Origin of the sequence: Xanthobacter sp., from assembly GCF_041911315.1 — a bacterium.
GTDB classification, from domain to species: Bacteria; Pseudomonadota; Alphaproteobacteria; order Rhizobiales; family Xanthobacteraceae; genus Xanthobacter; species Xanthobacter aminoxidans.
Window position 1 is genome coordinate 51,031 of record NZ_JAYRPE010000041.1, and the last position, 17,045, is coordinate 68,075.

The 17,045-nt window shown below is 70.0% G+C and carries 15 protein-coding genes; 6 read left to right on the forward strand and 9 right to left on the reverse strand.

Annotation, left to right across the window (positions count from 1 at the left end; translation table 11 throughout):
* The first annotated feature begins 17 nt into the window (after positions 1-17).
* Both plsY and dprA read left to right on the forward strand, forming a co-directional pair.
* On the forward strand, positions 18-623 hold the full coding sequence (gene plsY, locus ACE3QW_RS12960; RefSeq protein ID WP_029558608.1) for a glycerol-3-phosphate 1-O-acyltransferase PlsY: 606 nt from the start codon (positions 18-20) through the stop codon (positions 621-623).
* Positions 624-629: 6 nt separating this feature from the next.
* On the forward strand, positions 630-1,778 hold the full coding sequence (gene dprA, locus ACE3QW_RS12965) for a DNA-processing protein DprA (RefSeq protein WP_374251778.1): 1,149 nt from the start codon (positions 630-632) through the stop codon (positions 1,776-1,778).
* A gap of 12 nt (positions 1,779-1,790) precedes the next feature.
* Here dprA and ACE3QW_RS12970 read toward each other — a convergent pair whose 3' ends face one another.
* Positions 1,791-2,003 carry a hypothetical protein gene (locus tag ACE3QW_RS12970; protein WP_374251779.1) on the reverse strand — a complete coding sequence of 71 codons (213 nt, stop codon included), beginning with the start codon at positions 2,001-2,003 and terminating at the stop codon, positions 1,791-1,793.
* A 328-nt stretch (positions 2,004-2,331) separates the two neighbouring features.
* Between ACE3QW_RS12970 and topA the strand changes: the two genes are divergently transcribed.
* A complete protein-coding gene (topA, locus tag ACE3QW_RS12975; RefSeq protein ID WP_374251839.1) occupies positions 2,332-5,019 on the forward strand; it encodes a type I DNA topoisomerase in 2,688 nt (895 codons plus the stop codon).
* 28 nt (positions 5,020-5,047) lie between these two features.
* On the opposite strand, the gene ACE3QW_RS12980 is transcribed toward topA, so the two are convergent.
* Positions 5,048-6,547 (reverse strand): MDR family MFS transporter, encoded by a 1,500-nt coding sequence (locus tag ACE3QW_RS12980; protein ID WP_374251780.1) that lies wholly within the window; start codon positions 6,545-6,547, stop codon positions 5,048-5,050.
* 140 nt (positions 6,548-6,687) lie between these two features.
* Positions 6,688-7,860 carry a putative zinc-binding metallopeptidase gene (locus ACE3QW_RS12985; protein ID WP_029558613.1) on the reverse strand — a complete coding sequence of 391 codons (1,173 nt, stop codon included), beginning with the start codon at positions 7,858-7,860 and terminating at the stop codon, positions 6,688-6,690.
* 205 nt (positions 7,861-8,065) lie between these two features.
* On the opposite strand from ACE3QW_RS12985, the gene ACE3QW_RS12990 reads away from it, so the two are divergent.
* The gene (locus ACE3QW_RS12990) at positions 8,066-8,533 is read left to right on the forward strand and encodes a DUF488 family protein (RefSeq protein WP_374251781.1); all 468 of its coding nucleotides are present in this window, start codon (positions 8,066-8,068) and stop codon (positions 8,531-8,533) included.
* Here ACE3QW_RS12990 and ACE3QW_RS12995 read toward each other — a convergent pair.
* From ACE3QW_RS12995 to ACE3QW_RS13005, 3 genes are all read right to left on the reverse strand, one after another.
* The gene (locus ACE3QW_RS12995) at positions 8,505-10,157 is read right to left on the reverse strand and encodes an NTP transferase domain-containing protein (protein ID WP_374251782.1); all 1,653 of its coding nucleotides are present in this window, start codon (positions 10,155-10,157) and stop codon (positions 8,505-8,507) included. The genes ACE3QW_RS12990 and ACE3QW_RS12995 overlap by 29 nt on opposite strands.
* Complete coding sequence (locus ACE3QW_RS13000) at positions 10,154-10,852, reverse strand: XdhC family protein (RefSeq protein ID WP_374251783.1); 699 nt, start codon at positions 10,850-10,852, stop codon at positions 10,154-10,156. The genes ACE3QW_RS12995 and ACE3QW_RS13000 overlap by 4 nt, the downstream gene beginning before the upstream one ends.
* A gap of 82 nt (positions 10,853-10,934) precedes the next feature.
* Positions 10,935-11,258, reverse strand: a complete 324-nt coding sequence (locus ACE3QW_RS13005) for an XdhC family protein (protein WP_029558617.1) — start codon at positions 11,256-11,258, stop codon at positions 10,935-10,937.
* A gap of 62 nt (positions 11,259-11,320) precedes the next feature.
* Here ACE3QW_RS13005 and ACE3QW_RS13010 point away from each other — a divergent pair, with 62 nt between their 5' ends.
* Both ACE3QW_RS13010 and ACE3QW_RS13015 read left to right on the forward strand, forming a co-directional pair.
* The gene (locus tag ACE3QW_RS13010) at positions 11,321-12,415 is read left to right on the forward strand and encodes a lysine-2,3-aminomutase-like protein (RefSeq protein WP_374251784.1); all 1,095 of its coding nucleotides are present in this window, start codon (positions 11,321-11,323) and stop codon (positions 12,413-12,415) included.
* The gene (locus ACE3QW_RS13015; RefSeq protein ID WP_374251785.1) at positions 12,408-13,274 is read left to right on the forward strand and encodes a PCC domain-containing protein; all 867 of its coding nucleotides are present in this window, start codon (positions 12,408-12,410) and stop codon (positions 13,272-13,274) included. The genes ACE3QW_RS13010 and ACE3QW_RS13015 overlap by 8 nt, the downstream gene beginning before the upstream one ends.
* Here the strand turns inward: ACE3QW_RS13015 and ACE3QW_RS13020 are convergent.
* The 3 genes from ACE3QW_RS13020 to ACE3QW_RS13030 are packed head-to-tail and all read right to left on the reverse strand — an operon-like array spanning position 13,237 to position 16,950.
* Positions 13,237-14,442, reverse strand: a complete 1,206-nt coding sequence (locus ACE3QW_RS13020; RefSeq protein WP_374251786.1) for a VWA domain-containing protein — start codon at positions 14,440-14,442, stop codon at positions 13,237-13,239. The two genes, ACE3QW_RS13015 and ACE3QW_RS13020, sit on opposite strands and share 38 nt — an antisense overlap.
* Before the next feature lie 11 nt (positions 14,443-14,453).
* Positions 14,454-15,386, reverse strand: a complete 933-nt coding sequence (locus ACE3QW_RS13025) for an AAA family ATPase (RefSeq protein WP_374251787.1) — start codon at positions 15,384-15,386, stop codon at positions 14,454-14,456.
* Positions 15,387-15,444: 58 nt separating this feature from the next.
* Positions 15,445-16,950: an EAL domain-containing protein gene (locus ACE3QW_RS13030; protein ID WP_374251788.1), complete on the reverse strand. Its 1,506-nt coding sequence runs from the start codon at positions 16,948-16,950 to the stop codon at positions 15,445-15,447.
* Positions 16,951-17,045: the final 95 nt, after the last annotated feature.

Sequence of the window (17,045 nt, forward strand, 5' to 3'; positions counted from 1 at the left end):
GATCGTTCGAGGTGCGCATGCCTGATACCCCGCCCGCGCTCGTGCTGCTGATCGCGCTCGCGTTCGGCTACCTGCTCGGCTCGGTCCCGTTCGGGCTCCTCCTCACGCGCTTTGCCGGCACCAAGGACCTGCGCACCATCGGCTCCGGCAACATCGGCGCCACCAACGTGCTGCGCACCGGGCGCAAGGATCTTGCCGCCGCAACCCTTCTGCTGGACGCGCTGAAAGGCACCGCGGCCGTTCTCCTCGCCCGCCACTTCGCCGGAGAGACGGCCGCCATGGCGGCGGCTGTCGGCGCCTTCCTCGGCCACATCGCGCCGGTGTGGCTGCGTTTCAAGGGCGGCAAGGGCGTCGCGACCTTCCTGGGCGTCACCATTGGGCTGTTCTGGCCCGCCGCCATCGCCTTCGCGGTGGTGTGGCTGGGGGCGGCCTATTTCACGCGCTATTCCTCATTGTCCGCGCTCATGGCGTCGGTTGCCACGGTCATCGCGGCCATGGGCCTCGGGCACAACAATCTCGCCGTGCTGCTCGCCGTGCTCGCCATCCTGCTGTGGCTGAAGCACCACGAGAACATCCGCCGGCTGCTGGAAGGCACCGAGGGCAAGATCGGCGCGAAGGGCTGAGGCGACATGGCGCGGGGCAGGGCACAGGGTCCCGCCAGCGGGCCGTCGAAGGGCGAATTGCTCGGGCCGGAGCAGCGCCGCGACTGGCTGCGGCTGATCCGCACCGAGAATGTCGGCCCGCGCACCTTCCGCGCCCTCATCAATCAGTTCGGCGGCGCCGGCGCGGCGCTGGAGGCCCTGCCCTCCCTCGCCCGGCGCGGCGGACGGCTGATGCCGCCGCACACGCCCACCATCGCCGAGGCGGACGCCGAGATGGAGGCGCACGCCCGGATGGGTGCCCGGCTGGTCGCGCTCGGCGAGCTTGACTATCCCCCTGCCCTCGCCGCCCTCGACGATGCGCCGCCGCTGATCTCCGTGCGCGGCGAGGCCGAGGTCTTGCGCCGGCCCATGGTCGGCATCGTCGGCGCCCGCAACGCCTCGGCCGCCGGCCGCACCTTCGCGGCGCGGCTCGCGCGGGATCTCGCGGCGGGCGGATGGGTTGTGGTGTCCGGCCTTGCCCGCGGCATCGATGCGGCCGCCCACGAGGCGAGCCTCGATGGCGGAACGGTGGGCGTGTTCGCTGGCGGACTGGCCAAGCCCTACCCGCCCGAAAACCTCGGCCTGATGGAGAAAGTGGCCGCGACCGGCGCGCTTGTCTCCGAGATGCCCATCGGCTGGGAGCCCCGCGCCCGCGACTTTCCCCGCCGCAACCGGCTGGTTTCCGGCATGAGCCTCGGCGTCGTGGTGGTGGAGGCGGCGGAGCGCTCCGGCTCGCTCATCACCGCGCGCCTTGCCGCCGAGCAGGGGCGCGAGGTGTTCGCCGTGCCCGGCTCGCCGCTCGATCCCCGTGCGGGCGGCACAAACCGCCTGCTGAAGCGCGGCGCGACCCTCGTCACCGAAGCCGCAGATGTGATCGAGGTGCTCACCCCCATCGCCGGGCGGCGCGAGGATCCGGTGGTGGAGGCGGAGGCGCCGTTCGTGCCGGCGGGGCCGGTCACGCCGGGCGACGATGCGCGCGCCCGGGTGATCTCGCTGCTCGGCCCGGTGCCGACGCCGACCGACGATCTGGTGCGCCTGTCCGGTTGCACGGTCGCGGAAGTCCAGATCGTGCTGCTGGAGCTTGAGCTTGCCGGACGCCTCGACCGCCCGGGCACCGGGCGGGTTGCGCTTAAATAGGGGCGGAGCGGCTCACCGCCGCTTGGCGTCGGTGCTCCCCGGTCCGCGGGACGATACGTTGTCGGCCAACGCGCGCGCCTCCTGACGCGCCATATCGAGCACATAGGCGAGGGTACTGAACCCGTGGTTGCGGGCGAGACGTGACAATTCGGCGGTAATGGCGGCGACATAGGCAGCCGTCGCGGCCGCATCGTCGGCGATGTCGACGGGAGACCGTTCGGTCATGTCGGTTCCAAGCCCCGGTTGGTATCTGAGACTGGTCTTAAAGATTGAGTTCGATATTGAAACATACTCTGGGTTGTACTTTCATCAAACCCGGCGGCTGAGCCTGAAGGGGGGCACCATTTGACAGGCGCCCCTTGGCTCCCCATGTTGCGGCGCTCTCGGCGTCGCGATCCTCTTGCTGGGGTGAGCGATCGCGATCAGACGCCGGGCATCGGAGCCGGAGCTTCACGCTTCGCTCCCGGGATACCAAACGGTATCGCGGGATGCTCCCTCCCCTTTCCAAGGCCGCGCAATGGGGCGGCGGCCCTTGATTGAGACACGGTTCGTCATGCAGGTCGTCATCGTCGAATCGCCGGCCAAGGCGAAGACGATCAACAAATATCTCGGTCCCGGCTACGAGGTCATCGCCTCCTACGGCCACGTTCGCGACCTCCCGTCGAAGGACGGGTCGGTGGATCCGGACGCCGACTTCCGCATGCTGTGGGACGTGGACCCCAAGGCGCAGAAGCGGCTCAACGAGATCGCCGCCGCCGTGAAGGGGGCCGATGGCCTGATCCTCGCCACCGACCCGGATCGCGAAGGCGAGGCCATCTCCTGGCACGTGCTGGAGGTGCTGCGGCAGAAGAAGGCGCTCAAGGGCCAGAAGGTCGAGCGCGTGGTCTTCAACGCCATCACCAAGCAGGCGGTGCTGGAGGCCATGAAGGCGCCGCGCGATATCGACGTGGCCCTGGTGGACGCTTATCTCGCCCGCCGCGCCCTCGATTATCTCGTGGGCTTCACCCTCTCCCCCGTGCTGTGGCGCAAGCTGCCCGGCGCGCGCTCCGCCGGCCGCGTGCAGTCGGTGGCGCTGCGCCTCGTCTGCGACCGCGAGCGGGAGATCGAGACCTTCGTCCGCAAGGAATACTGGTCCATCCTCGCCCGGCTCGCGACGCCGCGGAACGAGGAGTTCGAGGCCCGCCTTTCCGGCGCCGACGGCAAGAAGATCACCCGCCTCTCGGTGGGCACGGCGGAGGAGGCGAAGGCCTTCCGCGAAGCGCTGGACAGCGCGGCGTTCCGGGTGCGCTCGGTCGAAGCCAAGCCCATGAAGCGGCATCCCCAGCCGCCCTTCACCACCTCCACCCTGCAGCAGGAGGCGAGCCGCAAGCTCGGCCTCGCGCCCGCCCGCACCATGCAGATCGCCCAGCGCCTCTATGAGGGCGTGGACGTGGGCGGCGAGACGGTGGGTCTCATCACCTATATGCGAACCGACGGCGTGGACATGGCGCCCGAGGCCGTTGCCGCCACCCGCGATGCCATCGGCAAGCAGTTCGGGCCGAAGTACCTGCCCGGCGTGCCGCGCAAGTACACCACCAAGGCCAAGAACGCGCAGGAGGCCCACGAGGCCATCCGCCCCACCGACCCCTCGCGCCATCCGCGGGATGTGGCCCGCTATCTCGATGGCGAGCAGGCCAAGCTCTATGAGCTGATCTGGATCCGCACGGTCGCGAGCCAGATGGAATCGGCCGAGCTGGAGCGCACCACGGCGGACATTGAGGCGAAAGCCGGCGCCCGCACGCTGGACCTCACCGCCACCGGCACCGTGGTGAAGTTCGACGGCTTCCTCACCCTCTACCGCGAGGGCAAGGACGATGAGGATGACGACGAGGAGGGCCGCCGCCTTCCGGCCATGAGCGCCAACGAGGCGCTGGCCAAGCGCGACATCAACACCACCCAGCACTTCACCGAGCCGCCGCCGCGCTATTCGGAAGCCTCGCTGGTGAAGCGCATGGAGGAGCTGGGCATCGGCCGCCCCTCCACCTATGCCGCCGTGCTCGCGGTGCTGCGCGACCGCGAATATGTGAAGCTCGACAAGAAGAAGCTGGTGCCGGAGGACAAGGGCCGGCTCGTCACGGCCTTCCTCGAAAGCTTCTTCAAGCGCTACGTGGAATACGATTTCACCGCCGACCTGGAAGAGAAGCTCGACGAGGTTTCCGCGGCCGAACTCGATTGGAAGGAGGTGCTGCGCGCCTTCTGGCAGGATTTCCACGCCGCCATCGAGGCCACCAAGGATCTGCGCGTGTCGCAGGTGCTGGACGCCCTCGACGAGATGCTGACCGCCCACATCTTCCCGCCCACCGAGGACGGGACAGACCCGCGCCTGTGCCCCACCTGCGGCACCGGCCGGCTCTCGCTGAAGATGGGCAAGTTCGGCGCCTTCATCGGCTGCTCCAACTATCCCGAGTGCCGCCACACCCGTCCGCTCACCGGCGACAATGCGCAGGAAGGCGACGGCACCCGCGTGCTCGGCCTCGACCCGGATTCGGGCGAGGAAGTCACCATCCGCTCGGGCCGCTTCGGCACCTATCTCCAGCTCGGAGAGGGCAAGGAAGGCGAGAAGCCCAAGCGCTCGTCGCTGCCCAAGGGTCTCGCCCCGGCGGACGTTGACCTTGAAACCGCGCTGAAGCTGCTGGCCCTCCCGCGCGAAATCGGCCTCCATCCGGAGGATCGCGAGCCGATCCTCGCCGGCATCGGGCGCTATGGACCCTATGTCCAGCACGGGCGCACCTACGCCAACATCGAGGACGGCGACGACATCCTCGCCATCGGCCTCAACCGGGCGGTGGCGCTGATCGCGGAGAAGCAGTCCAAGGGTCGTGGCGGGCGCGGCGGCACGCCGGCCGGGCGGGTCGTCGGCGACCATCCGACGCTGGGCGGTCCGATCACCGTGCGGCCGGGCCGCTTCGGGCCGTACGTGAACCACGGCAAGGTCAATGCGACCCTGCCCAAGTCCACCGATCCCGAAACGCTGACCCTCGAACAGGCGGTGCAGCTCATCGACGCCAAGGCGGCGTCTTCGCCGGCCAAGCCCGCGCGTGGCGGTGCCCGCAAGGCAGCTTCGGCGGATGGCGAGAAGGCCGCGCCGAAGAAGGCCGCCGCGAAGAAGCCGGCGGCCAAAAAACCGGCGACGAAAGCCGCGGCGACCAAGAAGCCCGCTGCCAAGAAGGCAGCCGCAAGCAAGCCCGACGCGGCCGAATAGGCGCCGCGCCGTCCCGGCCGGGGCAGCATCACACGATGCTGCCCTCGCCCTCGCTGGCGTGGACCGACGTGCGCAGCGGCCGCTCCGGCAGGAACGCCAGCGCCACGGCCGCCAGCGCCGCCACCACCGTCATGGTGAGGAACACCCGGCTGAACGCGCCTGCGAGGCGCGCCGGTTCCGCGCTGCGCGCCAGGGTCTCGATATCCGCCGCCCCGCCCGTGGCCAGCGCGGCGAGAAGCACGGCGCCAAGCACGGCCACGGCCAGCGCGCCGCCGAGCTGGCGGAAGAAGGTCATGACGCCCGTCGTCGTGCCCATCAGATGCGGCTGCACCGCGTTCTGGATGGACACCGTGCAGACCGGCAGCGCCGTGCCCAGACCCAGACCGATGACGACGAACAGCGCCAGGGCCAGCGCCAGCGGCATGGCCGGAACCAGACCGATCGCGAGGAGTCCCGCGGACGCGAGCGTCAGCCCGGCGAGGGCCGGACGCTTGTAATGGGCAAGGCGCGCCATGGAGCGCCCGGAGAGCACGGCGCCCATCACGACGCCGCCCATGAAGGGAATGAGCCCTAGGCCGGACTGGGTGGCGGAGAGGCCGCGCGCCGTCTCGAAATAGAGCGGCACGAAGATGGACAGGCCGACCATTCCCCCGAATGCGAGGAACGAGGCGATCATGCCCCAGCCCACCACCTTGTCTGCGAGGAGGCCGAGGGGCAGGAACGGCTCCTGCGCCCGCCGCATCCGCCAGATGAACAGGGCCACGAAAACCGCCGCGCCGGCGAACAGGCCGAGGATGAGCGGCGAGCCCCAGGGCAGGCGCACACCACCCCAGCCGAGGGCGAGCAGAAGCATCAGGCTCGCCACCGCCATCAGCGCCGCGCCCAGATAGTCCATGGCATGGCGGCGCTCGTGGCGCGGCAGATCGCGCAGCCGCCGCTCGGTGATGAGCAGCGCCACAAGGCCGATGGGCAGGTTGACCCAGAAGATCAGGGTCCAGCTGAGGTATTGCGCAAACAGGCCGCCCAGCACCGGACCGGCAATGCTGGAGGCGGCGAACACGCCGGCGATCTGCGCCTGATAGCGCCCGCGCTCCCGCGGCGAGACCAGATCGGCGATGATGGTCTGGGACAAAGAGATGAGGCCCCCGCCGCCCAGCCCCTGCACCGCCCGCGCGATGATGAGGGCGAGCAGGTTCGGCGCCAGCGCGCAGGCCACGGAGGCCGCCGAGAACACGGCGACGGCCGTCAGCAGCATCACCCGCCGCCCGTGGATGTCGCTCAGCTTGCCATAGAGCGGCGTCGCCACCGTTGCGGTCAGGAGATAGGCCGTGACCACCCAGGAGAGGTTGGCGAAGTCGCCGAACGCATCGCCGATGGTCGGCAGGGCCGTGGCCACGATGGTCTGGTCCAGCGCGCCCAGCAGCATGGCCAGCATCAGCCCGAAGATGATGCGGCGGATCTCGGCGTGGCTGGGTGGGGTCTTCGCCCCTGACGAAGCGTGGGGCGACTGGGGATCGATCTGGTTCATCGGGGGAATCGAACGACGGCGGAGGGACGACCATGGGTCGCCCGTTGCCATCCGATTGCAAGGCCGACGGGACGGAAGGGGCACCCCCATCCGCTCCCGCCCAGCTTCACGAGTGCGTGAAGGCGCACCCCGCGGACGCCTTACGCGACTGCGGCGATCGGGCTGCCCTCCGGCGCATCGGCGGCATTCTCGCCACGGCCCGGCGGCACCTCCTCGGTGACGGTCTCCGGCACCGGATCGGCTTCCACCTGCCGGTGGACCAGGCTGTGGATGAAGCCGACCTTCTCGATCACGCCCGGCCCGAGGATGAACGGATAGGCATCGGACATGCCGAGGCAGCGGTTGAGATTGTTGAGCGCGAACGAGATGGGCAGCCACGAGTCCACCATCTGCTGGATGGCGCAGGCGCGGTAGGGGTTGAAATCCACCTCCGCCCCCAGCTCGCCGGTCCGGTCGAGCCGCGGCTGCACCCGCATGCCGAACGCGCCCGCCATCTCCAGCGTATCCACGATGTGGATATAGTGCTTGAACGTCTCGGCGAAGTCCTCCCACGGGTGGGCGGTGGCGTAGGCCGAGACATAGTTCATCTGCCAGTCGGGCTTGGGACCATTGGCGTAATAGGCCTGCAGGGCCTCGCCATAATCCACCGTCTCGTCGCCGAAGAGGGCGCGGAAGGCCTGGAGGCGACCGGCGTCGCGCACCAGCCGGTTCCAGTAATAATGCCCCGTCTCGTGGCGGAAATGGCCGAGCAGCGTGCGGTAAAGCTCGCCAAGCTCCCCCTTGCGATGCTCGCGCTCGGCGTCGTCTGCCTCCGCTAGGGCGATGGTGATGAGGCCCTCGTCGTGGCCGGTCATGATCTTCGGGGCCGAGCCGTCCGGATCGTCGGCGAGGAAGTCGAAGCAGAGGCCGCCCTCGCGGTCCTCGTTGTTCTCCAGCGGCAGGTTGAGGCGCAGGAGGGAATAGATGAGCCGGTGCTTTGCCACCTCCACCTTGCGCCACTTGCGCAGGTTTTCCGGCACCGTGAGGTCGGGCACCGTGCGGTTGTGGCGGCAGGCGAGACAGAATTCGCCTTCCTCCTCCGCCGGCATCAGCCAGTTGCAGGCATCGAACGCCGCATTGGCGCAGAAGCGGTAGCGCTGCTCGCCGCCGCGACCGATGGCGCGCCACACGCTGCTCTCGGCATCCCCCTCGCGCTCCAGCGGCACGAGGGCGTTGGCTTGCGGGATGTAGCCGAGATCGTGGCCGCACTTCTCGCAGCGGCGGTTTTCGAAATACAGGAGCTGATCGCAGGCGGCACAGCGAAACAGGCGCATGATGGGTCTCCCCCCAAGCCAGCGGCCGTCCTTGTACGACGCCCGCCCGGGTGGCTCTTGAACCCGGGAAGCGCCGCGCGGTTCCCCGTTCACCGCTGGCTCAGGCAAGAAAGTGAGCCTTTCCCCGGCTCAAGTCCATTTCGCGCCTGCGAAACGCGCTCTGGGCGGGGATGACGGGTCGTCCGCCGCGCGGCATGATCCCCTCATGAGCAGCCGCAAAGACCCCACCGCCCTCTTCACCATCGGCTACGAACAATCCACGCCCTCCGCCTTCCAGTCGGTGCTGGATGAGGCGAAGGTGGGCCTGCTGGTGGACGTGCGCGCCGTCGCGGCGTCACGCCGGCCGGGGTTCTCCAAGACGGCGCTGGCGGCGGGCATTGCCGAACACGGCGTCGCCTATGTCCACCTCAGGACGCTGGGCACACCCAAGGAAGGGCGGCTCGCGGCGCGCAGCGGCGACCATGACGCGCTGATGCGCATCTACGACGCCCACCTCGCCACCGATCCCGCCAAGGCGGCGCTGGCGGAATTGACCGAGCTGGCGCAGGGCCGGCGCATCTGCCTCATGTGCTTCGAGCGCCATGTGGAGGGCTGCCACCGGCTGCGGCTCGCGCAATTCCTTTGCGAGCGGCTGGACATCGGCGTCACGCACCTTCAGCCGGCGCCGTTCTGAGCTGCCGCTCACCTTTGGCGGCGGCCTCGCGCGCCTCGGCGAGAAGGCGCGGCGTGTCCACGTCGAGGAAGGCGCCCTCCTCCGCCGCGACCGGCACTTCCGCCACCAGCTCGGCATTGGCGGCGAGAATGGCGCGGGCGCCCACATCCCCCTCCAGCGCCGCCAGTTCGGCGAAGAAGCGGCGCGACCACAGCACCGGATGCCCCCGCTGCCCGCCTTCCACCGGCGCCGCGATGAGCCGGCCGGACGCAGGCGCATAGGCCGCCATCAGTCGATCCAGCAGATCGGGCGCGAGCAGCGGCATGTCGCCGAGCACCACCAGCGCCCCCGCCACCGTCTCCGGCACCGCGGCAATGCCGGCGCGCAGCGAGGAGGCCATGCCTGTCGCGTGATCGGGATTGTGGACGAAGATCACGTCGAGCCCCGCCAGCGCCGCCTCCACGCGGCCGCGCTCGTGCCCGGTGACGACGATGACCGGCCGCGCGCGAGACGCAAGCGCCGCCTCCGCCACGCGGCGGATCACAGGCCGGCCGCCCACCTCCGCGAGCAGCTTGTTGATCCCCTCCCCCATGCGCGAAGAGCGGCCGGCGGCGAGGATGACCGCCGCGAACCCGTCCTCCGCCTCGTCGCTCTCGGCGCGGGGATGGGGGCGGGCGGCGATATCCTGCAGCAGCCCGCCGGCACCGAGCCGGGCGATGTCGCGTCCCGTCACCTCAAGCCCGGCAAGGAGGCGATGGAGGATGAAGTCGAAGCCGTTCTCCTTCGGGCTGCGCGCACAGCCCGGCGCGCCCAGCACCGGCACGGCGCCGAGCCGCCCCAGCATCAGGAGGTTGCCGGGGTCCACCGGCATGCCCAGGCGCTGGACTTCTCCGCCCGCCGCCACGAGCCCGGCGGGGATCACGTCGTTGCGGTCGGCGATGGCCGAGGCGCCAAAGACGATGACCAGTTCCGCACCGGCCGCGACTGCGTCCGTGAGCGCGGCCGCCAGCGGCGCGGCGTCGTGCGGCAAGGTGCGGTGGGCGATCACCTCGGCCCCGGCTATCGCGAGGCGGGCGCGGGTGACGGCGAGCGTCTTCGCCACCACCTTGTCGGCGAGGCCCGGCAGCAGGGTGGAGAGCACCGCCACGCGCTTCAGGCGGAACGGCGCGATGGCGATCACGCCCTGAGCCGCCGCGGCGGCTGCCTCCACGAGCGCACCCGGAACGGCATAGGGGATGATCTTCACCGTCCCCACCATGTCGCCGGCCGCCACCGCGCTGAAGTCGCGCAGGGTGGCGAGGGTGATGGCTTCGTCCACCGCGTTGAAGGCGTCCAGCGCGGCATCCGAAATCCGCAGGACGCCGGCGGTGGCGGCGTAGAGATTGGCGCGGCCGGTGAAGGCCGTGTCGGGCCGCACGTTGGCGCCCGCGACTGCATCGGCGAGACGGCGCGCGGCGGCATCCTCGGCCACATCCCCCGGCTCCATGCGGGCCGCGACCACCTCGGCGATGCCGGCCGCCGCGAGCCGGGCGATGTCGGCCGCCGTCAGGCGGGTGCCCTTCTTGATGGTGCCGCCCGGCAGCCGCACGGAATGGGCGGCGACGGCGCCTTCGGCCTCGGCGAGCGGCAGGGGGCCAAATCTCACGCCGCCGCTCCTGCCGTGGCGCTGGCGCCGGTGCGCAGGGCGCGGATCACCTCCGCCAGCACCGCGACCGCAATCTCCGCCGGACTGGAGGCGCCGATGTCCATGCCGATGGGCGCGTGGATGCGGCTGATGGCCTGCTGGGACAGCCCCGCCGCCGCGAGCCGTTCCACGCGCTTGGCATGGGTACGCCGCGAACCGAGCGCGCCCACATAGAAGCACTCGGCCCGAAGGGCTGCGGCGATGGCCGGCTCGTCGATCTTCGGATCGTGGGTGAGTGCCACCAAAGCGGTGAAGGGATCGAGCCTGTAGGCCGGCAGCGCCTCCTCCGGCCAATCGGCGATCACCGGCACATCGGGGAAGCGCTCGGGGGTGGCGAAGGCGGTTCGCGGATCAAGGATGGTCAGGTCGAAGCCGGCTAGCCGGGCCATGGGCGCCAGTGCCTGCGAGATGTGGACGGCGCCGATCACCAGCATTCGGGGCGGAGGCACATCCACCGCAAGGAAGACACTGCCCTCCCCCGCCTTGCCGCTGCGCCGCGCCGCCAGCGCCGCCGCGATCTCCGGGGCCAGCGGGTCGGTGGCGAGCGTCGCGGCGGTGGCGAGCCGCTGGGCGCCGGTGGCAAGCTCGGTCACGACGACCGCGGCGCGGCGGGCGGCGCGTTCCGCATTCAGGGCGGCGAGCAGGTCGAGACGCATGGTGGTCCTCCCTCAGGGAGCATCCGGATCATCTTCCCCACTGAATATAACGCTTGGCGGCCTGCGTCACCGCCCGGCGTGCTCAGTCCACCGGCTCCACATAGACGGCGATTTTGCCGCCGCAGGAGAGGCCGACCTTCCAGGCGGTCTCGTCGGCGACGCCGAATTCCAGCGTGCGGGGCCTGCCTGCCGCGATCACCTCCGCCGCCTCGCTCACCACCGCGCCTTCCACGCAGCCGCCGGAGACCGAGCCGAGGAAATTGCCCTCCGCATCGATGACGAGGCGGCTGCCCACCGGGCGCGGTGCCGAGCCCCAGGTTTCCAGCACGGTGGCGATGGCCACCCCCCGGCCCTCGCGGCGCCAGCGCTCGGCGGCGGCGAGAACATCGCTGTCGGTCACGTCCATGGGCGGCTCCCGTATCGATTTGGCATCCCGGCAGGCTTCCCATATAGCTGTCCGCCGAGCCGATGCCGAACCCTCTCAACAAACTTGTGTCCTTGGCCGCCAGCGATCAAGGGACGCTGCGCACCGCCGACGACCTGATCGGCGCCGGCCTCGCCGCGCCGGACGCGCGCGCCGGGCTGGAACAGGTGGCCGCCCGCTATGCCGTGGCGGTGACGCCTACGCTGGCCGCCGCCATCGACACGACGGACGCCGCCGACCCTATCGCCCGCCAGTTCGTGCCCGATGTGGCCGAGCTGGAGGTGCGTCCGCAGGAACTGGCCGACCCCATCGGCGACGACGCCCATAGCCCCGTGCCGGGCGTGGTGCATCGCTATCCCGACCGGGCATTGCTGAAGATCGTCGGCGTCTGTGCCGTCTATTGCCGCTTCTGCTTCCGCCGCGAGATGGTGGGGCCGGGCGCGGCCTCTCTCCTCTCCGACGATGCGCTGGAGCAGGCCTTCGCCTATTTCGCCGGGCATCCGGAGATCTGGGAGGTCATCCTCACCGGCGGCGACCCCTTCATGCTCTCGGCGCGGCGCATGGGCGAGGTGGTGGGGCGGCTTGCGGCCATCCCCCATGTGAAGATCGTGCGCCACCATACCCGCGTGCCCATCGCCGCGCCGGAACGGGTGACGCCGGCCTTCGTCTCCGCGCTCAAGGCGCCGGGCATCTCGCCCTATGTGGCGGTGCATGTGAACCATGCGCGGGAGCTGACACCCGCCGCCCGCGCGGCTCTGGCGCGGCTCGCCGATGCCGGCATTCCCCTCTTGTCGCAGACGGTGCTGCTGCGGGGGGTGAACGACAGCGCGGAGACGCTGGCCGAGCTGTTCCGCGCCCTCGTGGAATGCCGGGTGAAGCCCTATTACCTGCACCATCCCGACCTCGCCCCCGGCACCGGCCATTTCCGCCTGCCCATCGCCGAAGGTCAGGCGCTGGTGCGGGCACTGCGCGGGCGCCTCTCGGGCATCGCGCAGCCCACATACGTGCTCGATATCCCCGGCGGGGCCGGGAAAGTGCCGCTCACGCCGGGCCATCTGGCCGCGACCGAGGGCGGATATCAGGTGAGCGACAATTGCGGCGGCCTGCACGCCTATGCCGATGAGGGAACGAATGGCTGAGCTTCGCCGCATCACCCAGCCCGGGCCGGTCGCGGCCGAGCGCATCGAGAGCGCGGTGGGCACGCTGAAGGTGCTCGACTTCACGCTTGAGCCCGGCCTCACCATCAACGCCGCCATCTGCGGCCCGCTGCTGGAAGCCGGCATGGGCGCGGCGCAGGTAGAGATTTCCGGCGGCGCCTTCGGCCCCTTCACCTATGTGATGCCCGCCGCCTCGCCCGACGACACCCACGCCGCATGGTACAGCCGCGCCTTCTCCCCCGAGGGCGTGACCAAGCTGGAGCGCGGCAACGTCACCTTCGGCCGGAAGGAGGGCGCGCCCTTCATCCATTGCCATGCCTTCTGGATCGAGCCCGACGGCACCCGCCACGGCGGCCATGTGATGCCCCACGAGGCCGTCGTCGCCGCGCCCATCCGCGCCCGCGCCTATGGTGCGGCCGAGGTGGAGACATCAGCCGATTACGACCCCGAGACCAATTTTCCCCTCTTCACCCCCCATGCGGTGAATGCGCCGGCCGATGGCCCCCGCATCGCCTTTGCGCGGGTGCGGCCCAACACCGAGTTGTTCGGCGCGGTGGAGGACATCTGCCGCCGCCACGGCTTCAAGGGCGGGCGGCTGCGCGGCGGGGTGGGCAGCATCATCGGCGCGCGCTTCCATGATGCGCCGGAGGTGGAGGACTATGCCACCGAGGTGTTCGTGACCAACGGCGTGATCGCCCCCGATGCGACGGGCGCGCTGGTCGCCGACATCTCCCTCTCCCTCGTCGGCCTCTCCGGCGTGCTCGCGGAGGGGCGGCTGGTGCGCGGCGAAAATCCGGTACTCATCACCTTCGAGCTGGCGGTGGAAGAGACCGCCGGCTGAGGGGGCCGGACAGGGCCGACACAAGGCTTTCCAAGCTTTTCAGGTCGTGGACGGGACGCATCTCGTCCACCTGCGGCAGCATGGCGGCAACGCCCTGCGCCTTCGGTTCGAACCCCTCGTAGCGCAGCAGCGGGTTGAGCCACACGAGCCGGCGGCAGGAGCGCTTGAGGCGGGCCATCTCGCCGGCAAGCGTATCGTCCACCTCCCGCTCCAGCCCATCGGTGAAGAGCAGAACGACAGGGTTCTGCGCCGTCACCCGGCGCGACCACTCCACATTGAAGGCGCGCAGCGAGGCAGCGATGCGCGTTCCCCCCGCCCAGTCCCGCGCCGAGGCGGAAACCGCCGCCAGCGCCGCATCGGGATCGCGCCGCGCCAGCTGCCGGGTGACATTGGTGAGGCGCGTGCCGAACAGGAAGACGGAGACCTTCCGTCGCCCGCCGAGCGCGTGAAGGAAAGACAGGATGGGCCGGGAATAGTCGGCCATGGAGCCCGAGATATCCACCAGCGCCACCACCGGGGGCGGCTTCTCCTTCGGGCCGCGATGCCTCAGCAGCACGAGATCACCGCCCGTCGCCACGGCCGCCCGCAGCGAGGCGCGCAGATCGAGCCGGCGCCCCTTGGGATCGGCGACGAGGCGGCGGGTGCGGGCATAGTCGTCCGGCATCCGCAGGTGCGCGATGCGGCGGCGCGCCTCGGCGAGTTCGGCGGCCGACATCTGCGCGAAATCCTTGGTGCGCAGCACGTCCTCGACGGAGGCGGAGAGGCGCGCCTCCACCTCCACGCGGGGCTTTTCCACCTGCCGCTCGGTGCCGACCCCGGCGAACAGCGCCTCCTCCACCCGCCGGAGCACGCTCTCGCGCTTCTGCTCGCGCTGCGGCACGGCCACCGGCGAGAGCATGGCGATGAGCCGCTCCTGGTGCGCCCGGCGGCGCCAGAACAGGCGGAAGGCCTGATCGAACACCACGCTGTCCTCGTGGCGCGACACGAAGAGGGCGTGGAGGGTCCAGTAGAAATCCTCGCGGGCGCCGACGCCCGCCATCTCCACCGCCGCCACGGCATCAAGGATGCGGCCCGGCCCCACCTTCAGGCCAGCGGCCCGCAGGGCGCGGCCGAACCAGGCGATGTTCTCGGCGAGCCGCCCGTCTTCGGCGGCGATCGCGGTGGTCACAGACGTCCCGTTCACTCCGCCGCGCGCGAGGCCTGCCGCGCTTCCTCGATGAGGCGTTCGATGCGGGGCGCGTCGGTGCGGGCGATGTCGTCCTGATATTTGAGCAGCACGCCCAGCGTGTCGCCCACGAGGCCCGGATCGAGCGAAACCGCATTCAGCTCGACCAGCGCGGACGCCCAATCCAGCGTCTCGGCGACGCCGGGCACCTTGAACAGGTCTTCCTTGCGCAGCGCCTGCACGAAGGCCACCACCTCGGCCGAGAGCCGCGCGGGCGCATCCGGCAGGCGGGTGCGCAATATCTCCATCTCGCGGGTGGCGTCCGGGTAGTCCACCCAGTGATAGAGGCAGCGCCGCTTGAGGGCGTCGTGGATTTCCCGCGTGCGGTTGGAGGTGAGCAGCACGATGGGCGGGGCGGCGGCCTTGATGGTGCCCAGCTCCGGGATCGTCACCTGATGGTCGGAGAGCACTTCCAGCAGGAAGGCCTCGAAGGCTTCATCCGTGCGGTCCAGTTCGTCCACCAGCAGCACCGGTGGGCCTTCCGCATGGGGCTCCAGCGCCTCCAGAAGGGGGCGGCGCAGCAGGTAGCGGTCGGAGAAGATGTCCGCCGCGATGGCGCCCTTGTCGCTCTCCCCGGCGGCTTCCGCGAGGCGGATGGCGATCATCTGGGCGGCGTGGTTCCACTCGTAGACGGCCGCCGAAAGATCCAGCCCCTCATAGCATTGCAGGCGGATGAGCCGGCGCCCGAGGGCCGCGGCCAGCGCCTTCGCCACCTCCGTCTTGCCGACGCCGGCCTCACCCTCCAGCAGCAGCGGGCGGCCCATGCGCAGCGCGAGGAAGACGACGGTGGACAGCGCCCGGTCGGCCACATAGCCCTGCCCGGCCAGCAGCCGGCCGGTGTCGTCGATGGAGCCGGGCAAGGCGCCCCGTGTCGCGTCTGCGGTCATGGGGCGAGTAGAGCATGGGGCGGGAAACCGGCCAAGCGGGGGCAAGCCCCACTCTCTGTCAGGCCGGATGGGCTGGCGCAGGCAGCGCCGGCAGCCCGTCGAGCAGCGCCTCAAGCTCGATCGGGCGGGAGAACAGGAAGCCCTGCGCGAAGCGGATGCCGCAATTGCGGACGCGTTCAAGCTGCCGCTCGGTCTCGATGCCTTCGGCGATGATGAGGACGCCGAGGTCTCGCAGCAGCGGCACCATGGCCTCCAGCATGTGCGGCTCGGTCCACGCCTCCTCGCGCAGGAAGGAGCGATCGATCTTGACGAAATCGACCTCGATCATGCCGAGCAAAGCGAGATTGGAGAAGCCGACGCCGAAATCATCGACCGCGATCTGCGCGCCGCGGTGGCGCAGGCTGCGCAGCACCTCGCCGAGGGCCGGCGCGTCGTAATCGAGCGCCTGGCGCTCGGTCAGCTCGAACACCACCTGGCAGAGCGCCAGCGGGCGCGTGCCGAAAGCCTCGTCCGCCATCTGCACGAGGCGCGTGTCGCTGAACTGGACGGGCGGCACGTTTACGGCGAGCGAGAAATCGGGAACCTTCTGCGACATATGGGAGAGATCCCGCGCCGCCTGCAGCAACACCCACCGCGTGGTGTCATGGATGAGGGGGCTGGTCTCGATCCAGGGGATGAAAGAGTTCGGCATCAGCACGCCGTGGCGGGCATGCCGCCAGCGCAACAGCGCTTCAGCTCCCACCCAGTTGCGCGACGCCACATCCACCAAAGGCAGGTAGGCGAGGAAGAAGTCCCCGCGCCGCAGGGCATTGCGCACCTGCCCCTCCACCGAAAGACGCCGCCGCACCAGCGACATGGGTCCGAACCACAGTGCGATCCCCAACCCCGAGATCAGGCTGAGCTGTAGCGGCACGGTGGCCAGCCACTGGTGGACCAGGCTGGATTCCGGCACGTTGATGACAACCACCACCGGCCACTTGTGTGATTGAGCCTTGAGCTCCACGGGCGAGACGAACATGGACAGGACACCGGCAACGGTCGCGTCGCCCGTGTCCTGCGGCGTCGCTGGCATGGACCGGCCCAACTGGACGGAGAGCAGGCGATGGCGGACGCCCTCGTCCGCCTCCGGCGGGACCACCGCTTCAAGGAGGCAGGCCCCGTTGAGATCGAGCAGCAGCCTGCGACCGTCACCGAGATCCAGAGGTATCTGCACCGGGTCCCGATCCGACATTCCGGCGCACAACTCGTCCAGGGAAACCGCCGACCGCACCGTACAGGCGTCGCCCTGCCGCCCCTGGAACTCAACATTCAGCAGGGGCGCCGTGCCCAATTGCTGTCTAAGGCCGCGAACACCTTCCGGGCTGCACAGATCTTTGGAGCGGCCGGCAGCATCACGCACCAGACCCGCAAGGCGGTCGAGGTTGCGGTCGGTCCATTGGGCGAGGTTGAGAGCCTGCGTGTGGTAGCGCTGGACGACCCCCGATCTCATCCTCTGGAAGTCGAGCATGAGATAGATGGCCGCGACGAGGCAGACGGTCGCGACGAACACGACAGGCACCATCATCTCGAGATGTTTCGGCCAGAGGCGCCGGCGCCAAGACTGCACGTCCCCCATCCCGCATCACCACCCCTAGTGGAACTTGTTTCTCCAAACCAAGG

Excerpts from the sequence above, each read along its gene's own strand:
- plsY (WP_029558608.1), top strand. The coding sequence starts at position 18 with ATGCCTGATACCCCGCCCGCGCTCGTGCTGCTGATCGCGCTCGCGTTC.
- dprA (WP_374251778.1), top strand. The coding sequence starts at position 630 with ATGGCGCGGGGCAGGGCACAGGGTCCCGCCAGCGGGCCGTCGAAGGGC.
- ACE3QW_RS12970 (WP_374251779.1), bottom strand. The coding sequence starts at position 2,003 with ATGACCGAACGGTCTCCCGTCGACATCGCCGACGATGCGGCCGCGACG.
- topA (WP_374251839.1), top strand. The coding sequence starts at position 2,332 with ATGCAGGTCGTCATCGTCGAATCGCCGGCCAAGGCGAAGACGATCAAC.
- ACE3QW_RS12980 (WP_374251780.1), bottom strand. The coding sequence starts at position 6,547 with ATGAACCAGATCGATCCCCAGTCGCCCCACGCTTCGTCAGGGGCGAAG.
- ACE3QW_RS12985 (WP_029558613.1), bottom strand. The coding sequence starts at position 7,860 with ATGCGCCTGTTTCGCTGTGCCGCCTGCGATCAGCTCCTGTATTTCGAA.
- ACE3QW_RS12990 (WP_374251781.1), top strand. The coding sequence starts at position 8,066 with ATGAGCAGCCGCAAAGACCCCACCGCCCTCTTCACCATCGGCTACGAA.
- ACE3QW_RS13000 (WP_374251783.1), bottom strand. The coding sequence starts at position 10,852 with ATGCGTCTCGACCTGCTCGCCGCCCTGAATGCGGAACGCGCCGCCCGC.
- ACE3QW_RS13005 (WP_029558617.1), bottom strand. The coding sequence starts at position 11,258 with ATGGACGTGACCGACAGCGATGTTCTCGCCGCCGCCGAGCGCTGGCGC.
- ACE3QW_RS13010 (WP_374251784.1), top strand. The coding sequence starts at position 11,321 with ATGCCGAACCCTCTCAACAAACTTGTGTCCTTGGCCGCCAGCGATCAA.
- ACE3QW_RS13015 (WP_374251785.1), top strand. The coding sequence starts at position 12,408 with ATGGCTGAGCTTCGCCGCATCACCCAGCCCGGGCCGGTCGCGGCCGAG.
- ACE3QW_RS13025 (WP_374251787.1), bottom strand. The coding sequence starts at position 15,386 with ATGACCGCAGACGCGACACGGGGCGCCTTGCCCGGCTCCATCGACGAC.
- ACE3QW_RS13030 (WP_374251788.1), bottom strand. The coding sequence starts at position 16,950 with ATGATGGTGCCTGTCGTGTTCGTCGCGACCGTCTGCCTCGTCGCGGCC.